We start from the raw sequence: 19,349 nt of genomic DNA, 5'->3' as shown, positions 1-19,349 counted from the left end.
AAACAACCCGAACCGCGCCATTTCCTTCGTGGCGCCGTCAAGCCATCTCATTCCCGAATTGTCCCAGATCAAGCAACACTTCCGAGCCGCTCAATCCCGTCCCGATCCAGCGTCGCCGTCTCGGTGAGCGGGTATTTACGGACCAACCCAAATACCCGCAAGGGCAAAAGTGACGGAAATGCGAAAAAAATGTTTAATGCTTTGATATTTATAGATACTTATCCGCACCGCTTGAATCCTCGCCGATCGCCCCTCCTCCTTTCCGCGGCATCCCGAAACCATCGCCTGCAGGCTCCCGCCCCAATTCCCCAGCAATCACTGGCCTTTTCCACTAACCGGGACGGTTCAGACGCCCCCTCCCCTGCGATCAGTAGGATGGCCCGTCCTTCCGGCCCCCCCACACAGACGGATCGTCGCTAGCTCAGCAACCACTACGGCCTGCTCACCCTCGAGCCGCCGGCCCCGCTCTTCTTAATCAACTGCGGACTGCCAGGCGCACCCAGTACATATACGGGACCCCGACGCGTTTCGGCTGGGGCTGCGGATCGGGGCGAACAGGCCCCGTTGCTGAAACAGTTTTGCCGCTCAGGCAGTTGATCTGCTCCGCCGCCTGCGGCCACAATGGTGACCTGTCGGCTTTCAAGGGCGAGGTGGAACATGACCTCACAAATCGCGATCGTTGATGGCCGCGAGGTCGAGATCAAAGTGATCGAGGACCGGATCATCAGGAACATGGTGAACCAAAGGCGCAGGATCGCCCGCTTCACCTGCGAAGATCTCGACTTCACCATGAAACATGGCAGCGGGATCTTCAGCATCAGCCGGCTGGCCGATCATGACGGCGAGTTCTTCAACCTTGACCTGATCCCTAAAGAAGAAAACTAAACCGAAGATACAGTTTTCTCCGCTAGCCATGCTTTTTGCGTGCAGCTTTGTGCGCCAGCGCACGTTCAAGATGAGATCGGGGCGCTATTCTGAAATCAGAATCGGGCGGGTGTGTGGTGGCACCCGCCCAATTCAATCCAGGCGGTTCAGGTGGTGATTGCGTATCTGTGCCGGCGCGGGTCATCATCCCGGGACAGCCTGACGAATTCGGTCCAAGCCCTGTCGTCGCCAGTGATGGTCCAGGCGTGATAGGCATTGTTTGCCGCGGCATTCGGATGCGAGGTGCGCTCGTTCAAGAGCGCGCGCATCATCCAGTACTCGCCCGTATTTTCATAGAACTCGGCATTAACGTCCAACAGCCTGTAGGCGTGTTTGTATGCCTCGCGCCCGGCGAAATACTCGCATTGCCGGACCATCCCGGACAGGCCACCGGGGTTTCTGTCCTTCAGGCTGGTCTTGATGATCGAGACCACCTTTTCGACCAGATCGCCATCAAGCCTTGGCGCGACCAAGCCATCTTCGTCGAAGACCGGGTGGGTTTCATCGCCGAAATCCATGTTGGCGAAGATATGATGGTAATGGCAGCCCGCGACATGGCTGAGGGGGATGAATTCCTTCCACCGGACCATCGCTGTCTGATAGGTGCCGATCTCGAAGAAATGGGCATTCTCGCGCGCGAAGATCATGTTCGACATGCCCGCACCGTGCTGCATGACGACGCAGCGCGCGCCGCTGACGCACCTCACCTGTTCCAAGGGCGACATGTTCTCGAAACAGACGACTTCGAAGCCGTTCTTCTGCAGCTTCGCGATCAGCGCGTCCTCTCCCTCCATCACACGGCTGCGCGCCTTGTCGCCCGAGCGCGCGACATAGATGCGCGATCCCCATTTCCGCTCCACCAGAGATCCGGCCAGATCGATCATCTGCTGCCGAAAGGCCAGAAGGGTGTCGTCGAAGGTGTTCAGCGCCAGAATCTTCACGGCATGTGGATGAGCATCGTAGCCTGCCCATTTCCCGCCAGCGGGCTGGGCAGCCTCGATCGCGGCATGGTGGTCGCCGGAAAACTGATACAGCAAGTGCTGGGCAGAAAGCGGGGTAACGATGCTTTTCCCCGAAAAGTCCTCTCCTTCGTGATAGGCTCCCAGGCGCACCTTGAAGCGCCGGGTCAGGCCCGAGTCCTCAAGCCAGCTTTTGACGAACGGTCGGATCTCGTTCGTGCGCGAGACAAAGCGAAGCGATTTGATGGACGCGTCATGGCTTTCCGGGAACGAAGCCTTCTGCAGGCTTTCGGTCATGAAGTGAAAGAAATTGAAGAAGTTCTTGGATTCGATCACGCATTGACCGGAAAAGCCGTTGGACAGTTCGACCGCCTGCGGATCCTGACGCTCACTCCAGTAATCCTGAAGAAAGGCGGCACATTTCGACGCGTCCTCTGCTTGGCGCTCAAAGGCCTTTCTCGCGCGGATGCCCGCTGCCCCGTTCAGGATGACCCGGTCATCCGAAGCCATGGATTTCCGCTTGATCCCCGGTTTCGCGACCTCGACCATCGATGTGCGAAGCTGGAATGCCGATGACATCCGGCGGTGCCAGTAATAGCCGTCGGCATGTTCATCCAGAACCTCACGACGACTTTCGTGGGTAGTGATGTTATGGGCAACCACGTCACCCAGCGGCTTCTTGGACAGCAGACTGGTCGGCGGACTGAAAAACCTGACGCCGGAATGCGTTCTGAAATTATAGAATTTCATGTCTTTTCCAATCATCGCGCGCACGGCGACGGCCCTGACAGGCGTTTGCCTGTCTTTGCAGGAGACACTCTCCCTGCCGTGACTCCTAGACCATTGCAGAACCAACAGAAACATCGGGGCCGGAACCTCACGCCGACTTGATCCCCTTTCCTTTGGACATGTCGCGCGGAAAGCCACAGGCGCCACATCGGTCCGAATGCCGGGTTGCGGAAGCCGGCGGCCGGAAAGTATCCCAGATGGAATCGATCCGGGGGAGGAATGCATGAGCGTCGAGCCGATCTGTTTTGTCACGATGGTGCGCGGCGACCATGCGATGCTGGCCAAATGGATCGCGCATCATTCCGGCCACGTCGCCAGTCGCAGCGCACTGCATGTCTTTCTGCACGGCGAGGATGCTGAGCTGCACCGGATCGCGGAGGGATGCTCGGTCATCACCCTGCCCTTCGACCCGACCGGCGCCGGCTTCGAAGACGCGCGCAGGCAGCTTTTCTTCGGCCTTGCCGGTGCCCTGCGCGGCTATTACCGGCATGTCATCACGCTGGACTGCGACGAATTCGTCGTGATGGACCCGGCGGCGGGCACCAGTCTGGCCGAGCATCTTGACGCCCATCCGTTCGAGGGGCCCGCCCTGTCCCCACTTGGTTTCGACGTGGTCCAGCGCCGCCGCGTCGAAAAGGATCCGGTGGACATGGCCCGCCCCATCCTTGGCCAGCGCAGCTTCGGGTTTCTTGACGGAACCTACTCCAAGCCCTGCATCTTCCGCCGTCAGCCCAATGGCGGCACCCAGCATTCCCTGGCGGGTGAGGAATGGGAGATCGATCCCGCGATCTTCCTTTTCCATTTCCGCTTCTTCGATGTCGACGTCTCGGGGCAGCTGGCCAAGGATCGGGCCGCAATGGTCCAATCCTTCAACGAGCACGGCACCAAGCATGGCATCGGCACCTGGACGGACCGGGATGTCAGGCTTGCCCGCGCCCTGAAGCTGGCGGATGCAAAGGATTGCCCGGAGCTGACGCCCGAGCTTGTCGAGGCTTTCCGCACCGGCCAGATCGACAATTACAAGTCGCGCGGCGGCAGGTTCATGTGGAAGGACCCCCGCCGTGGACCCTATCGCATTCCCACGCGGTTCGAGGGCATCCTGTGACCGCCCCGATCGCATGGAAGCGGGAATACCCTGTCCCCCTCAAGCGTTTCCAGGTGCTGGGCGAACGCTCCTGCGGGACAAATTTCATGGACGTTCTGCTGGCCCGCAATACCGGGCTGGAGCGGACGCGGGACTATGGCTGGAAGCATTCCTTCCCGCAGTTCAGTTCGGTCCTGCGCGACGACCTGCTGGTCATCTGCTTCCGCGACCCCGAGACCTGGCTGCGCAGCATGTATGCGAAACCCTGGCATGTACCGGATGCCCGCGTGAACGTGACATTTTCCGAATTCCTGCGCGCACCTTGGGAAACCGTCATGGACATGCCCGGCGCGATGAATGCCGTCGGCCGGCGGCGATCGCTGGGCCTGCCGGTCCAGGGCGACCGTCACCCGATCACCGGTCTTCCGCCCGCGAACCCGGTCCAGTTGCGCAATCTGAAAAACGCGGCCTTCCTTGGCGTGCTTGAGCGCAGATGCAACGTCGTCCTGATCCGGCACGAAGACCTCACCCGCCAGCCCCAGGACACAGTCGGCCAGATTTGCGACCTGTTTGGCATCGCGATGAACCAGGGCGAGTTCTTCGTCCCGGCCCGCAGGTTGGGCGAAATGACCCAGCGCAGCATCCAGGGCGACCGCCGCGATGCCACCGCCACCTATTCCGACTCCGACCGCGCCTTTGTCCGCGCCGAACTGGACCATGAGACTGAACAAAGGTTGGGCTATTCGTTCACTTGACAGGACCTGCCCTAGCCACTCGTCTTCCCGCCCAAGGCACCCCGCCGCACGTCGACATGCCGCAGCGCAACCTCCTCGCCGCTGGACGCACAGTGGACGTCCAGTTCAACCGGCGCCAAGTCGACATCACGGACAAAGATGACCGGACCAAGCCCAAGCCACCTACTCCCCATTGGCTGAGCACCATGTCGAACGGCTTCAGACCCCACCCCTTGTCGGTCAGGTGATACTCGCGCCCCGTGATCTTGCCTGCACCGGCACCGGCACGGGACTTCATCAATCCGGCAGCAACCAGACCGTTTGAAATACCAAGGCTTTGAGAGAACTGGGAATAGCGCACTTCGTCTCGGAACATCGCATCGCGCGGGATCAGAAGCGCCCGCCTTTCGCCGAACAGCTCCGATGAGTGTGCGGCAGAGCAATCCTGCCCCGATAAGTGTTACCAATCATCAGCCCACCAAGCCACCAGGGCTTGTTTGATGCAAGTTTCCACGGGCGATTCATGTTATTGAAAGACAGACCGCCGTAATTTTTGGCGAAAGTGGAGCCATAGTCGGCGCGATTGCCAAGGTACTGGCCCGCAATGGCGCGCGCCTTTGGTTGGGCGGAAGAAGCCAGAACTTTGGTGCCGCAAGGATATTCAACAACTGGGCCAAATATTAGAAACACCGAGCAAGGACCATAATTGCCGGTGAAAAAGTGGCAGCTCCTTCCAGTCGCCGCCATCCATATTCAAAGGAAAAGACTGCCCGAGGGCGGAAGATCATACCCTTCTCCGCGGGCTTTGTCATAAGCGCCGCGGAGTTCGTTAAGGGTTTTCTCCAGATCGGAGAGAGAGACCGAGAGATCCCCCGCATCCTCGTCGTCCTCATCCATCGCTTCGAGCTGGGCGCGTTCGGCGTCCGCCTGCCGACGGACGGCCTGGATCGCGACGATCAGGCTGGGAACACTAATCTCGATCATGGCTTTCTCCTGGCGCCCCGTCAGTTCTATTTGCTCAATTCCACTTCTCTGGCCACGCAGGCACGCGCCAGATTGTCAAGCGCGCCCCGCAAGGTATCAGGTGTGAGCTTACCACCGGTTGCAACTTCAATCTGATAGTGATGCGCATCCCTGCCGCGCTGCACGACCTTCAATGTCGCGGGTACGGGGGTGCCGCTTGGCATCTTGAAATACTTCCACAGGTAAGGTGGGGACATCGTGTCGCTTACGTCGTGAATGGACGTCCCGGCGCCCTCAGCGATCGTTCCACCCCGTATTGCCCAGTCCTGGCGAGATCGGATTTCGGTTTTCTTGCTGCCATCGGAGCCTTTTACGTTAACCGTCCAGCTGCGCTTTTCAATATCGCCGTCCAGGACGCCTTGAAAATACTCGCCTGCGTATAATTTCCAACTCGCCAGGTCCATCGACGACTTGTTCACCGCACGGAAATAGTCTTTGTCCAAGTTTGCCATGTCAGTCCTCCTGTCGTAATGCAATCGAACTTTATCTTTGAGATTAGCAGGTGCTAGGATTCTCGCAAGGGATCTGCAATCAGGCCGTGTCGGGAACGCGCTCTTTCAGCGCCGACTTAAAGTGGGAAGCGGTGGCGTAGATAGCCGAGTAAGATTATCATTCGGTCCGCGAAACAAAGTCCGGCCCGACAACCTTCCTGACAGGGCGGCTCCAACAACCTGAAACGAAGAAATCAGGCTATCCCGGCGCGGACGGAAGACGTTTTCGTCACCGCAAAGGATGCCGTGGGTACCGCGCCATCGCCTTCCCGGTTCTGACCGCAACTCACTGGGGCGCGCTCATGGTTGAACTCGGGCTGCCGTGCCGCGGTGAACTCAGCCCCGCAAACGGCGCAGCATTCGCCCTACCCTTCCAGAATTCGCAATTTCACTTGCGGCGGCGTCTCGGGCTGCGCGCCAAACCACTCGGGGACCGCTTCATCTCGCCACCAAGGCGTACTACATCGCCTTTGACTGGTTCACGTTCTGGTTCGCAAACGTCAGCACAGCGTTTCGTTAACCGAATGTATTTACTGTCGTCTCTGGGGATGGTGGCGGACAGTGAGGGACTGACCATTTTAGGTGAAATCAAATACTTAGGTTGGAAACCGTCTCATGCGACAAACATTTCCGATCAATAGGTTAGCACAATCGGTGGAAAACAGGTGGAACGCCTCTCTGGCGATGCGGATAGTGCCACATCTGCGGAGAGCAAGCAGCGCTCTAGACTGCCGGGTGGCGAGCGATGCACGTAGTCAACGTGCATCCATTCGCCAAACGGATCAGCTTCCTCTTCGAGCCTGATGAAGCTTGGCCACGATGTCCGCCAACTGGTAAGGCTTTTCCACGATCGGCGCGTCCCGCATGTGATTGGGAAGGTCGACGCGAGCGCCATAACCCGTCGCGAAAACGAAGGGAATGCCAAGCGCGAGCAGTTCCTCCGCGATGGGCAAAGAGCTGTCATGCCCAAGGTTGAGGTCGAGGACTGCGAGATCAGGCGGGTCCTGCTGGATCAGGCGGATACCCGTCGAAACATTGCTGGCGATGCCGGTAACCTGCATTCCATGGCCGACCAGATCCGCCTCCAACGACATCGCTATCAACGCCTGGTCCTCGACGATAAGCACGCGGGCACCGTCGAGGGATACCGTGGACGGCGACTGCTTCGTGGCTGCGGAGGTGGGGCGAACCACGTCTTCACCGCCCTCGATCGTGCTGATGAAACGGGCGGGCAGCACGAATTCAGCGGCGAGGCCATCGCTTTGAAATTCAAGTCGGCTGGATCCACCCAGATCCAGGGGCAGAGCGCGCTCCAGAAGTTCCGAGCCAAAACCGCTGCGGCTTGGTTTCCCAGTGATCGTCACCCCTGACTCGGTCCACTGAATTACGCAGTCTCCTTCCGCGGCTACCCGCCACGACACGGCCAGCCTTCCCCCTTGTGACAATGCTCCGTATTTGACGGCGTTGGTCGTCATCTCATGCAACACCAGTGCCATAATCGAATAGGCACGGCTCTCAAGCTCGACTGAAGGTCCCGAAATATCGACCTGGTCGTCTTCTGCCAGATAAGGTCCCAACTCGCTAACCACCAGATCGCCCAGTCGCCCGGAACTGCCGTCTCGTCCCACCTCGTCGTGTGCCGCAGACAGAGCCTGGATACGTCCGTTCAGGCTCTCGACAAAGTTGGCCAGCGGCACGCCCTCTCTGTTGGGACGGTTAACCAGGGACTTGATCAGCGCCAGAATGTTTTTGACGCGATGGTTCAGTTCCTGATTGAGCACGTTCTGGTGCGTTGCCGCTCGTGCGCGCTCCTCCGACAGAAGCTCGCTGCTCATCAACATCACCTCTACCACCGAACTGCGGAGTGCCTCGGCGAACCGTAGATCGTTTTCAGACCATGGCGTCGACGTGCCGCGGACCGTCTCTTTCCAGATAGCAAAGCTCTTTCTGGGGGTCAGCCGGTCGCCGAGAGGGCCGCTTTCATAGGTCTTTGTGGGGTCTCCAGCCCAGTTGACGGTCTGAACGACCTCACGCCGGAAGAAGATCAGTGCATTCTCCGATCGCTGAGACAACGGCACGGCAAGCGCACCCGCGAACCCCGCCGTCAGTTCGTCAGCATCCGGAAGCGTCACACCAAGATGGGAGTTGCTGAAAATCTGACCACGGAAGCGTTCATCAATGTGGCGGAGCAGTGGCCGGACCTGCGCGAGGGTCGGAGCATAGCCAAGGGGCGTCCACTCGCCATCGAAATAAAGCGCCAGCCCGTCGGCTTCGATGATCCCGGCAAGATCGGTCAGGCGGTTGCTCAAGGCGGATGCGACGTCTGCGCCGCGACTTGCGTCCTTCAGCAGTCGATCAATGGTCTGGCGCGCCTCCCGCTCAAGGTGTCGTGCTTGTCGACGGGTCAGTGCATCCAGATGCATCGAGAAGAACTCGCCGATCATCTCGGCAGCACCACGCTCTGCCATCCCAAGCACTTTGGGAGTGTAGTGATGACACGCGATCATCCCCCACAGCGCTCCGTTAATGATGACCGAAACGGACATGGACGCGGCGACGCCCATGTTGCGCAAATACTCGCAATGGATGGGTGATACGCTGCGCAGATGGGCATACGACAGGTCAAGCGGCTGCTCGTCATCACTGAATTCACCGACAAGGCGAACGGTCTCACAGGACGCGTTGCCAATCACACGGATTGGATGACGCAAGTAAAGCGCGCGTGCCTGTTGCGGGATATCAGATGCCGGGAAATACTGGCCAAGAAAGCTTTCAAGATGATCCTGCTTGGCCTCGCTGACGACCTTTCCCGAACCGTCGGGGCCCAGCTCGTAGATCATTACCCGATCATAACCGATCTGGGCCTGGATCAATGCCGCAGCCATCTCGACTAGCGTGGTCGGGTCCTGCAAACCTCGTAGGCGCGATCTGATGATGCGTGAAAGGCCGAAGATCTCCCCTACGTTGTCAGTCGCCGGTTCAAACTCGATGATCGCTCGTCCGTTGAAACGATGCGCACTAACATCGAAAAGGCGGTCATGGATACGCATCCCGAAGATCAGGCTCGGCTGCGGCCGCGAGCCCGAGATCGCCAGCGAGTTCAGGAGGCGGTGAGCGTTCTCATGTCCGATGATCTCTGAAAGATCCCGACCAGCGGGCTGACACGGCAAGCCCAACATCTCGGCCACATTCTGGGAATGCCAAATTATCCGACGGCCTGCGTTGTCGCATGCCAAGAGGCAGCCATGCGGTTGGATGGTGCCGGGAATATGGATGGGTTCCCTATCGCAATTGCTTAGATCGATAGGCTTTCCAGCAAGCGTAGCGTCGAAGGCAGGGTTTTTTTTCATTACCTATGCATCCACCCCGAATGCCTGCAAGGCAACCAGGAAAACGCGCCGGCCCTCGGTGACGACACGTTCATGCGCAACGTCCTGAACCTCGAGCCACTGCAGAAACCTCGGCCAACGATCGCTTTCTGACGCTTGCCGAGACAGATGGCGAGCCCCGAACGTTTGGTCGAAACCCAAATGCGCGGCCCTTCTGGAGATCAGACGTGCTCCAACGGCAGAACCTTCAGCAACATAGAGCGCGGCCACCCGTGCTTCATGTGTTTCGACAGCAATTGGTGGCATCTCTGAACGGGCCTTTATGCCCAGGTCTGCGAGATCGCGCCTCAGGTCGGCAAGAAGCTGAAGTGCCGGGAACGCTCCCGTTGCAAGGGGCCCCTCGAGCGCGCCGCGAAATTGAAGCGTGCCGACAAGGTATCGCGCATAGTCCTCGCGCCGGCTCAGTGGTCCGATGCTCTCATCCAGTGCATCGTGCAGATCCCGCGTGCCGTGGTAGAGCTCGCGACGAAGGCTGTTGGTTGTCATGAATGTTGCTGTCTTCAAGGGTAGCCATGAGTGCTACGAATCCGCCGGCGCCGCAAGAGAGGGCCAACCGATCCTTTCGAGACGTGCGACTTGATTTGGATGACCTCGGACTTCACGCCCTGTTTGGGCATAATCGGTAATGGGGAGAAGATGACATGCGCGGCGCTAGGGCATCCCCATTGAAGCCGTCGCCTCGATGGGAGCGAAGCGGACAAAGCCGACAGTCGCCCAAGTCTTTTCGAGGCGTTTGCGAAGGGGCGATGTGAACGCTTTTCCAGCGGACCTCAAATTGCCATCGCCCCCAGCATCGTCATGTTTTGTTTCGGGGTTACGGCGTGACGATGTTGAACCAGAACTCGAACTTGTCGAGATACGAGACCAACTCGGTCAGCTTGGCCTGATCGCCCGTGACCTTGACCTCGCCCGAGGAGGTCGCCTGATCCAGGGTTTCCTCGCCCAGCATGATCTTGTTCAGGGCCGAACGCGGCAGGGTCACCGTCGCGGCGGCATCGTCGGCCTGAATATCCTTGGTGTGGTTCAGGACGCCGTTTTCCAGCTGCACAAGATACTTGCCGTCTTCGCCGAAGTCGAAGTTCAGCTTCATCGCGGCATCACCCGCTTTCGCGGCATCAAGACGGACACCGGCATAGTCGAAGATCATCTCAAGCGACATGGCCTCGATCGTGTCGGGGCTGGCGGTGTTCGGGGTCGGCAGTTCAGCCACGCCCTTGCGCAGTTCCTGCGCGCCCGACAGGTAGAAGTTGCGCCACGGGCCGGATTCGGCCTGATAGCCCAGCTGTTCCAGAGCGTCCGCGGTCAGGTCCTTGGCCGGCTGGTTGTCGGGATCGGCAAAGACGACCTTGTTCATGACCTCGGCGACCCAGCGATAGTTGCCGGCGTCGAAGTCCTTCTTCGCCTTTTCCATCACGGCATCGGCGCCGCCCATGTATTCCACGAACTTCTTGGCGCCATCGACCGGCTGCAATTCGTGCAGGGTCGAGGGGTTTCCGTCGAACCAGCCCAGATACAGCACATAGGTCGCGGCGACGTCGTGATAGATCGAGCCGTAATAGCCGCGGCTGGCCCAGAACTTGTCAAGCGCCGGCGGCAGTTTGAAGTTCTCGGCGATCTCGCGCATGGTCATGCCCTTGTTGACCATGTTGAGCGTGCTGTCGTTGATGTAGCGATACAGGTCGCGCTGCTTCTCAAGCAGTTCGACGACCTTGTCGTTGCCCCAGGTCGGCCAGTGGTGCTGCGCAAAGACGACCTCGGCCTTGTCGCCCCACATGACCAGCGCTTCGTTCAGGTATTTCGACCACGGCAGCGGTTCGCGGATCTTGGCGCCACGCAGCGAATAGGTGTTGTGCAGCGTGTGGGTCGCGTCCTCGGAAGCTTCGATGGCCTTGTATTCCTCGACATACCACAGCATTTCCGAAGGCGCTTCCGAACCCGGCGCCATCAGGAATTCATAGGTGCGGCCGTCGATGGTTTCCTTCTGGCCGGTCTTGGTGATGATGTCGGTCGGCGGGATCAGCGTGACGGTCCCGGCCGAAGTCGTGGTGCCCAGGCCAGCGCCGACCTGACCTTTTTCATCGGGGGGCAGAAGGTTGCCATACATATAGCTGGCGCGGCGGCTCATCGCGTTGCCGGCAAAGACGTTCTCGGCAACGGCTGCTTCAAGGAAGCCCTCGGGCGCATAGATCTTGACCGCGCCGGATTTGACATCATCCTCGTTCACGACGCCGCGGACGCCGCCATAATGGTCGACGTGGCTGTGCGTATAGATGACCGCCTTGACCGGTTTCTTGCCGCGATGCTGGTAATAAAGGTCCAGCGCGACCTTGGCGGTTTCGGCCGAAACCAGCGGGTCGACGATGGTGATGCCCTCATCACCCTCGATGATCGTCATGTTCGACAGGTCAAGGTTGCGGACCTGATAGATCCCGTCCTTCACAACCTCGAACAGGCCGCTGATATTGATCAGCTGCGACTGACGCCAAAGGCTGGGGTTGACCGAGGCAGGTGCTTCCGCACCTTCCTTGATGAAGCCGTATTTGCCCGGGTCCCAGATCAACGCACCATCCGCCATCTTGATCATTTCAGGCGGCAGATCGGCCAGCTTGCCTTTGTTGGCATCCTCGAAATCCGTCTTGTCGTCGAACGGAAGGTAATCGAGCAGCTTCGCATTTTCGGCGATGGTGGCTTGGCTTGCATCCTTGCGCGGATCGTCCTGCGCAAAGGCGGGAAGCGCAAGGATCGCAACCAGCGCGGCAGAAGTCATCAAGCGTCTTGGAATAGGCATTTGTTTCACCTGCATTTTTCGTTTTACGCGCGTCGCAGGTCGGAACAGGCCATTGTGCGAAGTAGATGCAAGTAACGCCCGATCCGCGACCACTCCCCTTGACGACCAACTTCGATTCGATCTGTGGTTGAGGTGAACTTAGCGTCTACGGAAGCGAGCAGAAAATTCATTTGAGGGGTTTTGGTTGGCATCGCCGGATTTATTTTCTGACCGCATCACTTTGGCCGAAGCACTTTCGCGCCTTGCGATGAGGGGCTGGTTTGCGCAACGCTCTCATGAGTTTCGCAAGATGATTGCCGAAATCGCGCGACTTCGGACGTTTGAGCCGGGCGAACCGCTTTACTTGTTGGGTGACGCGCCGAACGGTGTCTTCGGTCTTGTCGCTGGAGCTTTGGACGTGTCCATTCCCCGCGCTGACGGCAATGACTTTACCTTTCACCGTGCTGAACCGGGATTTTGGGTAGGGGATCTCGCACTGATGTCTTCGGCAAAACGGCTGGTCTCCGTTCATGCGGCGACCAGAACCATCGTTGTCGAAATCGGTTCGGACGACCTGCGCGAGCTTGCCGAGCGAGAGCCGAGTGTCGTCCGCGATTTCTATGCCCTGACATATGAGAACTTCGCCACGACCTTTTTCCTCCTGGCCAATGTCTCGATTGCTTCATCGGAATCACGCGTCGCCTTGCGCCTGTTGATGCAATTAGAGCAAGCGCCAGAGCCCGAGGGCTGGATTCACCTGTCGCAAACAAAGCTCGGAGAACTTGTCGCGCTATCACAACCGACGTTGCAACGGGTTTTGAAACGCCTTTACGACCTCAACTGTCTGGAACTTGGCTATGGCCGTATTCGAGTTACAGATCGAAAGAAGCTGCTTTCGCTATGTGGTGAGAATGCGGTTCTTCACCATCCGCCGGAGACAAGCTGACAGCCAAGACCTCCCAGGGACGAGATCGTTACCCAATGCTGGGTCAGCAGTTGCCTTCGGTCCGGCGAACATCGTGCCGTCCGGCCCTCGCCGCCCTTGCCGAACGTCCGGTAAGGGCTCGAAGCGACAAGCCTAGCTGTACCTCAGCACGGTTCTCTGAGAAGTTCCAGCGAAGGAAACCGGTCGAAGAACTCGGCCGCAATGCGGGGATGCATGACGTAGACCGCCATGACGTCTTGGATCCCTGCCATACCTGCACCGTGGATCGCGTAGCCTTCCTGACCCGCGTGCTGCGACAGCCAGGCATGCATCTCGTCCAGCATTTTCCCGAAACCCGAGCCGGGGATATAGAAGAGAAGGCGCACGGGAAAGGACCGCGCATCTCTCTTGGCTCTGGAACTTGATCGTCTGCTCATGGGGTCCTGCCGCCAAATCGCTTATTCAGGAAGAAGGCGATCAGAATAGGCGTCACGGCGACAAACCCGTTTCAAGCCACGCCTCTTACGAACACCCCTACAGCTTCCAGCGCTTCGATGAAGGCATCCCGCGCCTCCTCGGGATCAATTTCACCCTTGCTCAACTGCAGCACTGCCAAGGCGGCGGCCTGAAATGTGGGTTGTTCTGGCTGGCAATGCCTCATCAGTGCTGTCCCCATCCCTAAAGCATCGTTGACGATGCGGAAGTTGCCCGCAGTCTCCTCATAGCTCACGGGGCGGATTGTCCGAGCATTACTCATCACACGTCCACCAACTGTAGAGCGCCGTCTGGAAGAGGGCGCTGAAGGTGCTTCGCAATCTCCCACGGCGCGTACATCCAGGCTTCCCATTCGCCTGGCGTCCGCAGGATCACCGGCATGGCTTTAGGGTGGATGACCCCAACTTCGGCATTGGGCTGGCAGGTCAGGAAGCCGAACAGATCATCAGTCGTTTCATCATCCTTGACCTTGCGGATGCTGGTCCAGCCGCGCGTTTCGATGCCCGCGAAAAACATCGGCGCTCCGTCGACAGGTGCAAACCAGACTGGCCGCTTGTCAGCGCCGGGCTCGCTGAAGCGGTCGACCGGCACCAGGCAGCGGTGCTCTGGCCCCAGCCAGCGCCGCCAGTGCGGGCTAGCAACATTCCTGATGTTTGTCACCCCGCTGTCCCGGCCGCTCTTGCTGTGGAACTGTGGCGGGCTTGGCATGCCCCAGCGCGCCTTGACCAGATCCCAGCCTTCGCCCTCACCGTGCCGGATGATCGGCGCCAGGCGGTCGGGATAAATGTCGCCCGGTTCCAGGTTCACGGCGCGATCCGAAAGGCGCGAGAACAGCCGGCGCATCAATTCCTGAGGGGTGCTGCTGTGGTAGAGGTTGCACATGTGGTCAGGTCTTTTCGTTTTGCCAGATCCATTTCGTAATCTGACGAACCGGGCGCCGGACGGTCAAGCCTTCGGCCAGTTCCCGCGCGCTCGGCAGGCTCCATTGGATGTCGAGATATTCCGAGGTCTTACACTGGCCGCACTTGAAGGGAGGAAGGTGGGCCTGATGATACGGCCCGACCACCTTCATCAGGTCCGTCGCCCAGTACCGCGCCGTGCGCTTGCACATCGTGCATCGGACCGTGAGCAACATCCCTTTCTCCGCCTGCTGATAGAGCATCGGGTTACGGAAGGGGTTCGAGGAAAAACGTTTCGGGGGCATGGGCGAGCAGTGAGAACAACAAGAGAACAAACTAGACCCGCGCGCTGCCAGAGTCGAGATTGCAGACCGCGAAGCGGATCCCGTGTTTTTTCTCCCATAGCGAAGGGTTAGGAGTAGACTCATTCGGGATGGCGGTAGTCTCTGCGATGGCAGTTACTGCGAGCCAATCGGAGGCAGAAAGGGAGGTTGCCATGGCGAGTGACGTAGCGATGCCGGATATCTTGGAGTGCACCCCCGCCGTGCCAAGTCCCCCCCAAGAGACAGGGGGAAATTGTGGACTTCAACGTTGCCGAAAGTGTACCGACACTGCTGCAGCATGCGAGAGCCCTCGGCCTTGACGAGGACGCCGCAGAGGAACTTGTTGCCCGTGCGCTGACTTGCGCAATCGAGTACGCAGATCAATTCGAACCTAAGATCGGGTTGGAAAACTGGCTGATATTTATCACCGACATGGTCGCGTGCGAGGTTGTGGGCCAGCCAAAGAAGCACGGCTGAAACGCAAAAAGACCCCCGCCTCGGGACGACCGAGGCGGGGGAAATGTTTAGAGGAGCCGGGCAATCTGTTCGCGATTGCTGATCAGCAGCTCCTGCGCGGCCGTTCCGCCGGCCGAGCTGACCGTATAGGTCAACCTGACCTCTTCGAACTGGAAGCCTTGGAAGGTCTCGCGGATCTCGGCCGTGTCATTGATGCTCATCACGAACGCGCCGCGGATCTGCGCCAGGCGCTCGGCCATCTCCTGGAAGTCGGCGCGGGCGAACATGCCTTTTCCGTAATCCGTCTCTCCCCCGAAATACGGCGGGTCGAGATAGAAGAGCGTCTCCGCGCTGTCGTAGCGTTCGATCAGCTCGCGCCAGTCCAGGCATTCCAGCACGACGCCATCGAGCCGCTCGCGCGCCTCTTCGAGGATGACCTCGAGCCGCGCCATCGAGAAGCGTGGCCCCGAGGTCGGCGAGACGCCGAAGACGCCATTGACCTTGCCGCCGAAGGACAGGCGTTGCAGGTACAGGAACCGGGCCGCGCGCTCCAGGTCGGTCAGGGTGCGTGGATCCGTCACCCGCAGCCGATCGAACTCCTTGCGGCTGGAGATCTGGAACTTCATCACCTCCATGAATTGCGGGTAATGCCGCTGCAGAATCCGGAAGAGATTGATGATCTCACCGTTGAGATCGTTGGCGACTTCCAGGCGCGGCTTGAAGCGCCGGCGCAGAAAGACACCGCCCATGCCGACGAATGGCTCGGCATAGGTGCGGTGATCCAAGGCCTCGACCCTCTGGATGATGCGGCCATGCAACTGCTTCTTGCCACCGAGCCAAGGGGCGATCGGCGCGGCAGGTTTTACTTGCTCCAAAATATGATTCTCACTTACGCGGCCCCTGCCCTCGCGAGGGGTGCAGGCGACCATAAGTGCATTCTGGTCGGGGCGGTCTTCACTCCAATGGTGCCGCTTGGATCGAGCTGTTGACGCAGACCGATCCCCTGCCGCACGCGGCAGGACGTATTATCTAGCGATCGAGCGGAAGGTTGCGGCGGATCGCTTCCCCGATCTTCACCCCAGCGTCGATGGCCGACCTGCCGTCTTCGACGGCCTGGGCGATCTGCCCTTCCTTGGCCGGGTTCAGCGTGTAGGGGCGCGGGATGCCTCCACCCAAGCCGGCACGCTGCTGGGCCACGATCAGGGCGTAGATCGGCGCCAGGGCGATCATGAAGCTGTGGATCTGCTCGGGGGTCCAGCCGCACAGCGCTCCGAGGAGCGTGGACAGCGCCGCCGCGATCGGCTCATTGCCCGCTTCCGTGAAGGCCCTGACGATCACGTCGATCAGGGTCAGGGTCGCGGGCAGGATGCCCAGCCAGAAACTACGGGTTTTTCCGATGAAGATCGGAACGATGGTCTTGATCGAATCCATGTTCGAAGTCCTTTTTCGATTTCTGAAGGATTGTCCGTGCCCGCTGCCGGGCCGCGTCGTCATCGACCACGCGCGGCAGAACCGGTGACAGGACGGGCGGAAAGATCAGGCGTTGAGCGCGGCCCATGTCTTGGGGCCGATGATCCCGTCGGCGACGAGCCCACGGGATTTCTGGAAAGCGATCACCGCAGCGCGGGTGCCGGCACCGAAGATCCCGTCGACCCCATTGGGATCAAAGCCCAGAAGCAGCAGCCGCTCTTGGGCCTGGCGCACGGCGGGGTTGCGGCTGCCCAAGCCGATCTTGGGATAGACGGGGGCACGCGTGTCGGGGATCGTCTGCCAGCGCTTGTAGGCGGCCTCCAGGCGGGTGTGGTAGCCGTTGGCGGCATAGCCCGCGCCATTGTAGCCGCGCGCGAAGCCGGACCAGTCATGGCGGCGCAGGTCATCGTCCAACGCCTCCGAGCTGATGAAGCTGACCATCGCCTCAAGGCCCGCGACCTCGCGCTCGCAGAAGGCCTCGACCATGTCGCCGGCCGAGGCATAGCCCGCGGCGCGGTGGTTGAACCCCATGATCTGGCCGAGACCCCAGCTGGCCGAGCGCAGCGCCGCCGCGGCATCGATCTTGATGGCCGTCGCCAGCCGCGGATAGCTGTCCGCCGGATAGGCGCCCGCGCGCCATTTCGGATAGGCCAGCCCCTGGGCTTCTGCCACGGTGCGCTTTGGCCCCTGCCCCAGCTCACGATAAAACACATGCGGCTCGAACAGCATCTTCGGCCGATACTGCTTGTCGAATCCGCCGCCCGATGTCTCGACCTCGATCACGGCACGGATCTCATCTTCTCCGACGCCGATCACCCGGCCGACACGAGCCACATCGATATCGGTGAGCGGCCTTGCGGCGCCCTTGAACCCGGCTGGGTACATGCGGTTCTCCAAATGAAAAAGGCCCGCTCAAGGGCGGGCCGAAAGGTGATTGAACTTTGCAGTCGGATGCTTAGGTTGCGCGCCAGTCCCGGCCCGTCGTCCGAGCGGGTTCGTGATCAGGCCGGGTGCGGGAGTAGGCGCCCCACCCGGCCGTCGAAAGAAAGAGGAACCATCGGCATTGGCGTGATCAATCCGGCAGCGGATCCGGGTTGGGCAGGGTGATCCGGACAGCAAAGACCGACGGTCGCCACATGATGAAGTTGGTCAGCGCACTGAAAGCCCGCGGCCGGCTGGGGCTGGCGACCGCGATCGAGAGGAGCATCGAGGCCGATCAAGAACAGGTGCCTTTGACGGAGGAAAAGGAACCCCGCACTGGCACTTGAACGCTACTGGGTGTTCAGGCCAAGGAACCTGGTTCCCGAAACCGTGATCATTTTTTGTTTATGGCAGCGCCTGGAACAGCCACCACTTTCGCCGGTTAATCAGCGCAACCTTGATGGAGGACACCATGAACAGCGACATCATCAAAGGCAAATGGGACCAACTCAAAGGCTCCGTTAAGCAAAAATGGGGCGAGCTGACCGACGATGACATGACCCAGATCGAAGGCGATGCCGACAAGCTTTCGGGAAAGCTGCAGGAGCGCTACGGCTGGGCGAAGGAAGACGCCGATCGCCATGTGACCGATTTTTTCCGTGATGACAGCGATCGCGTGTAACAACGCGATCAATGGTTGAAGTGCGCAAGCCCCGGAGGGACCATCCCTCCGGGGCTGTTCATTTGTGCGCGCTCGCCATGTCGCATACGAAATCAGCTCACGGACCTGGCCGCGGCAGCAGCGAATAGGTGACCACGTCGGTGCGATCGAAGACGCGCCGACCGTCACAGTCATATTCGAGCGCGACGAAGAGCTCGATCCGGCCCGGCCGCAGCGTGTCCGGCGGCACCAGCTTGATGCGCAGACGGGCAGTTTCCTCACCGATCTGGCGGGACGGCATCACAGCCGAGCCCGGTGTGGTGACCCCACCAGCCTCGGTAAACAGGCTTTGGCCGCCGATCAGGACGCATTTCGCGCCGAGCTCGGTCCGCTCCAGCACAAGGTTCAGGATCACGGCCTCGCCGACATGGACCGGCTCGGTGACATAGCTGAGCCCGGGCGTTTGGCGGATGACGCGATTGTCGCCGGTCGCGGTGGAAAGTTCGACGCGCAGCGCGGACACTTCCTGCTGCAGTGCCATCAGGGTCGCCGGGCTGGACCAGACCGCACGCGCATTGTCCCAGAACGGCGTGAAGATCGCCAACAGGATGGCCCCGACAACCCAGAAGGCGATCCCGGTCAGCCAGATCCAGAGGCGATCGAGAAAGAACTGGCGTGTGGGCACCAGACGCGGTCCCTTGCTCTCGATGGTCTGGGTCATCGATCGGCGTCTCCTTCCGCGCCCCGGTCATGCAGCGGGCATCCCTTGACCAGCCAGTCCGGCCAGCGCTCGTTGTCGACCGCCTCTCCGTCCCTGACCGTGCAGCTGCAGCCATGCTGGATGGCGATCCACTCGCCCGGGGCGACCTCGCGGCCGGCTTCATCGCGAAACGTCATGCGACCGATGCCCCTGTGATGCGGGCCACGACGGTGGCGCGGGTTGCGGCAAGGCAGACGATCCGCTCCAGCGCGGCGGTGACTTCGACCGTCGCGCCGACCTGGGTGACGGTGACGGGCTGGATCCCCGCCCAGTCCGAGA

21 protein-coding genes are annotated in these 19,349 nt (G+C 60.1%); 6 read left to right on the top strand and 15 right to left on the bottom strand.

The window, feature by feature from the left end; translation table 11 throughout:
* Nucleotides 1–657: 657 nt before the first annotated feature.
* Entirely contained in the window at nt 658–885 is a 228-nt protein-coding gene (locus tag ACO2Q4_RS23430; RefSeq protein WP_423322145.1) for a hypothetical protein, read from the top strand.
* A gap of 146 nt (nt 886–1,031) precedes the next feature.
* Here the strand turns inward: ACO2Q4_RS23430 and ACO2Q4_RS23425 are convergent, their stop codons facing one another.
* A complete protein-coding gene (locus ACO2Q4_RS23425; RefSeq protein ID WP_395133871.1) occupies nt 1,032–2,633 on the bottom strand; it encodes a glycosyltransferase family 61 protein in 1,602 nt (533 codons plus the stop codon).
* A 262-nt stretch (nt 2,634–2,895) separates the two neighbouring features.
* On the opposite strand from ACO2Q4_RS23425, the gene ACO2Q4_RS23420 reads away from it, so the two are divergent.
* Nucleotides 2,896–3,777, top strand: coding sequence for a hypothetical protein (locus ACO2Q4_RS23420; RefSeq protein WP_423322144.1), 882 nt, complete (start codon nt 2,896–2,898; stop codon nt 3,775–3,777).
* Nucleotides 3,778–3,863: 86 nt separating this feature from the next.
* The gene (locus ACO2Q4_RS23415; protein WP_423322143.1) at nt 3,864–4,511 is read left to right on the top strand and encodes a hypothetical protein; all 648 of its coding nucleotides are present in this window, start codon (nt 3,864–3,866) and stop codon (nt 4,509–4,511) included.
* A gap of 732 nt (nt 4,512–5,243) precedes the next feature.
* On the opposite strand, the gene ACO2Q4_RS23410 is transcribed toward ACO2Q4_RS23415, so the two are convergent.
* From ACO2Q4_RS23410 to ACO2Q4_RS23390, 5 genes are all read right to left on the bottom strand, one after another.
* The gene (locus ACO2Q4_RS23410; protein ID WP_311759048.1) at nt 5,244–5,474 is read right to left on the bottom strand and encodes a hypothetical protein; all 231 of its coding nucleotides are present in this window, start codon (nt 5,472–5,474) and stop codon (nt 5,244–5,246) included.
* Nucleotides 5,475–5,500: 26 nt separating this feature from the next.
* Nucleotides 5,501–5,965, bottom strand: a complete 465-nt coding sequence (locus tag ACO2Q4_RS23405; protein WP_311759047.1) for a hypothetical protein — start codon at nt 5,963–5,965, stop codon at nt 5,501–5,503.
* An 821-nt stretch (nt 5,966–6,786) separates the two neighbouring features.
* The gene (locus tag ACO2Q4_RS23400) at nt 6,787–9,354 is read right to left on the bottom strand and encodes an HWE histidine kinase domain-containing protein (RefSeq protein ID WP_423322142.1); all 2,568 of its coding nucleotides are present in this window, start codon (nt 9,352–9,354) and stop codon (nt 6,787–6,789) included.
* Between the two features lie 3 nt (nt 9,355–9,357).
* Nucleotides 9,358–9,879, bottom strand: a complete 522-nt coding sequence (locus ACO2Q4_RS23395) for a biliverdin-producing heme oxygenase (RefSeq protein WP_423322141.1) — start codon at nt 9,877–9,879, stop codon at nt 9,358–9,360.
* 328 nt (nt 9,880–10,207) lie between these two features.
* Nucleotides 10,208–12,160: an alkyl/aryl-sulfatase gene (locus ACO2Q4_RS23390; protein WP_423322140.1), complete on the bottom strand. Its 1,953-nt coding sequence runs from the start codon at nt 12,158–12,160 to the stop codon at nt 10,208–10,210.
* Nucleotides 12,161–12,365: 205 nt separating this feature from the next.
* On the opposite strand from ACO2Q4_RS23390, the gene ACO2Q4_RS23385 reads away from it, so the two are divergent.
* Nucleotides 12,366–13,106 (top strand): Crp/Fnr family transcriptional regulator, encoded by a 741-nt coding sequence (locus tag ACO2Q4_RS23385; RefSeq protein ID WP_423322139.1) that lies wholly within the window; start codon nt 12,366–12,368, stop codon nt 13,104–13,106.
* A 143-nt stretch (nt 13,107–13,249) separates the two neighbouring features.
* Here the strand turns inward: ACO2Q4_RS23385 and ACO2Q4_RS23380 are convergent, their stop codons facing one another.
* The 4 genes from ACO2Q4_RS23380 to ACO2Q4_RS23365 all read right to left on the bottom strand — a co-directional run bounded on the left by ACO2Q4_RS23380 (nt 13,250) and on the right by ACO2Q4_RS23365 (nt 14,784).
* Nucleotides 13,250–13,471 carry a hypothetical protein gene (locus ACO2Q4_RS23380; RefSeq protein ID WP_423322138.1) on the bottom strand — a complete coding sequence of 74 codons (222 nt, stop codon included), beginning with the start codon at nt 13,469–13,471 and terminating at the stop codon, nt 13,250–13,252.
* Between the two features lie 122 nt (nt 13,472–13,593).
* Nucleotides 13,594–13,815, bottom strand: a complete 222-nt coding sequence (locus tag ACO2Q4_RS23375; protein ID WP_423322137.1) for a DUF982 domain-containing protein — start codon at nt 13,813–13,815, stop codon at nt 13,594–13,596.
* Between the two features lie 26 nt (nt 13,816–13,841).
* Entirely contained in the window at nt 13,842–14,462 is a 621-nt protein-coding gene (locus tag ACO2Q4_RS23370; RefSeq protein ID WP_423322136.1) for an SOS response-associated peptidase, read from the bottom strand.
* 4 nt (nt 14,463–14,466) lie between these two features.
* Entirely contained in the window at nt 14,467–14,784 is a 318-nt protein-coding gene (locus ACO2Q4_RS23365; protein WP_423322135.1) for a hypothetical protein, read from the bottom strand.
* Nucleotides 14,785–15,057: 273 nt separating this feature from the next.
* Here ACO2Q4_RS23365 and ACO2Q4_RS23360 point away from each other — a divergent pair, with 273 nt between their 5' ends.
* Nucleotides 15,058–15,279 (top strand): hypothetical protein, encoded by a 222-nt coding sequence (locus ACO2Q4_RS23360; RefSeq protein WP_423322134.1) that lies wholly within the window; start codon nt 15,058–15,060, stop codon nt 15,277–15,279.
* A gap of 47 nt (nt 15,280–15,326) precedes the next feature.
* On the opposite strand, the gene ACO2Q4_RS23355 is transcribed toward ACO2Q4_RS23360, so the two are convergent.
* The 3 genes from ACO2Q4_RS23355 to ACO2Q4_RS23345 all read right to left on the bottom strand — a co-directional run bounded on the left by ACO2Q4_RS23355 (nt 15,327) and on the right by ACO2Q4_RS23345 (nt 17,613).
* A complete protein-coding gene (locus ACO2Q4_RS23355; RefSeq protein ID WP_423322133.1) occupies nt 15,327–16,133 on the bottom strand; it encodes a DNA adenine methylase in 807 nt (268 codons plus the stop codon).
* Between the two features lie 154 nt (nt 16,134–16,287).
* Nucleotides 16,288–16,689, bottom strand: a complete 402-nt coding sequence (locus ACO2Q4_RS23350) for a hypothetical protein (protein WP_423322132.1) — start codon at nt 16,687–16,689, stop codon at nt 16,288–16,290.
* 105 nt (nt 16,690–16,794) lie between these two features.
* Nucleotides 16,795–17,613, bottom strand: a complete 819-nt coding sequence (locus tag ACO2Q4_RS23345) for an N-acetylmuramidase domain-containing protein (RefSeq protein WP_423322131.1) — start codon at nt 17,611–17,613, stop codon at nt 16,795–16,797.
* A gap of 508 nt (nt 17,614–18,121) precedes the next feature.
* Here ACO2Q4_RS23345 and ACO2Q4_RS23340 point away from each other — a divergent pair.
* Nucleotides 18,122–18,331 (top strand): CsbD family protein, encoded by a 210-nt coding sequence (locus tag ACO2Q4_RS23340; RefSeq protein ID WP_423322130.1) that lies wholly within the window; start codon nt 18,122–18,124, stop codon nt 18,329–18,331.
* A 97-nt stretch (nt 18,332–18,428) separates the two neighbouring features.
* Here the strand turns inward: ACO2Q4_RS23340 and ACO2Q4_RS23335 are convergent, their stop codons facing one another.
* Nucleotides 18,429–19,031 (bottom strand): hypothetical protein, encoded by a 603-nt coding sequence (locus ACO2Q4_RS23335; protein ID WP_423322129.1) that lies wholly within the window; start codon nt 19,029–19,031, stop codon nt 18,429–18,431.
* Nucleotides 19,028–19,207, bottom strand: a complete 180-nt coding sequence (locus tag ACO2Q4_RS23330) for a hypothetical protein (RefSeq protein WP_423322128.1) — start codon at nt 19,205–19,207, stop codon at nt 19,028–19,030. The genes ACO2Q4_RS23335 and ACO2Q4_RS23330 overlap by 4 nt, the downstream gene beginning before the upstream one ends.
* Nucleotides 19,208–19,349: the final 142 nt, after the last annotated feature.

The sequence above is a fragment of the Paracoccus sp. KR1-242 genome, assembly GCF_049446195.1.
In the GTDB taxonomy this organism is placed as follows: Bacteria; Pseudomonadota; Alphaproteobacteria; order Rhodobacterales; family Rhodobacteraceae; genus Paracoccus; species Paracoccus broussonetiae.
The sequence above is the reverse complement of the archived record's forward strand: the minus strand, read 5'-3'. Positions and strand labels throughout refer to the sequence as shown.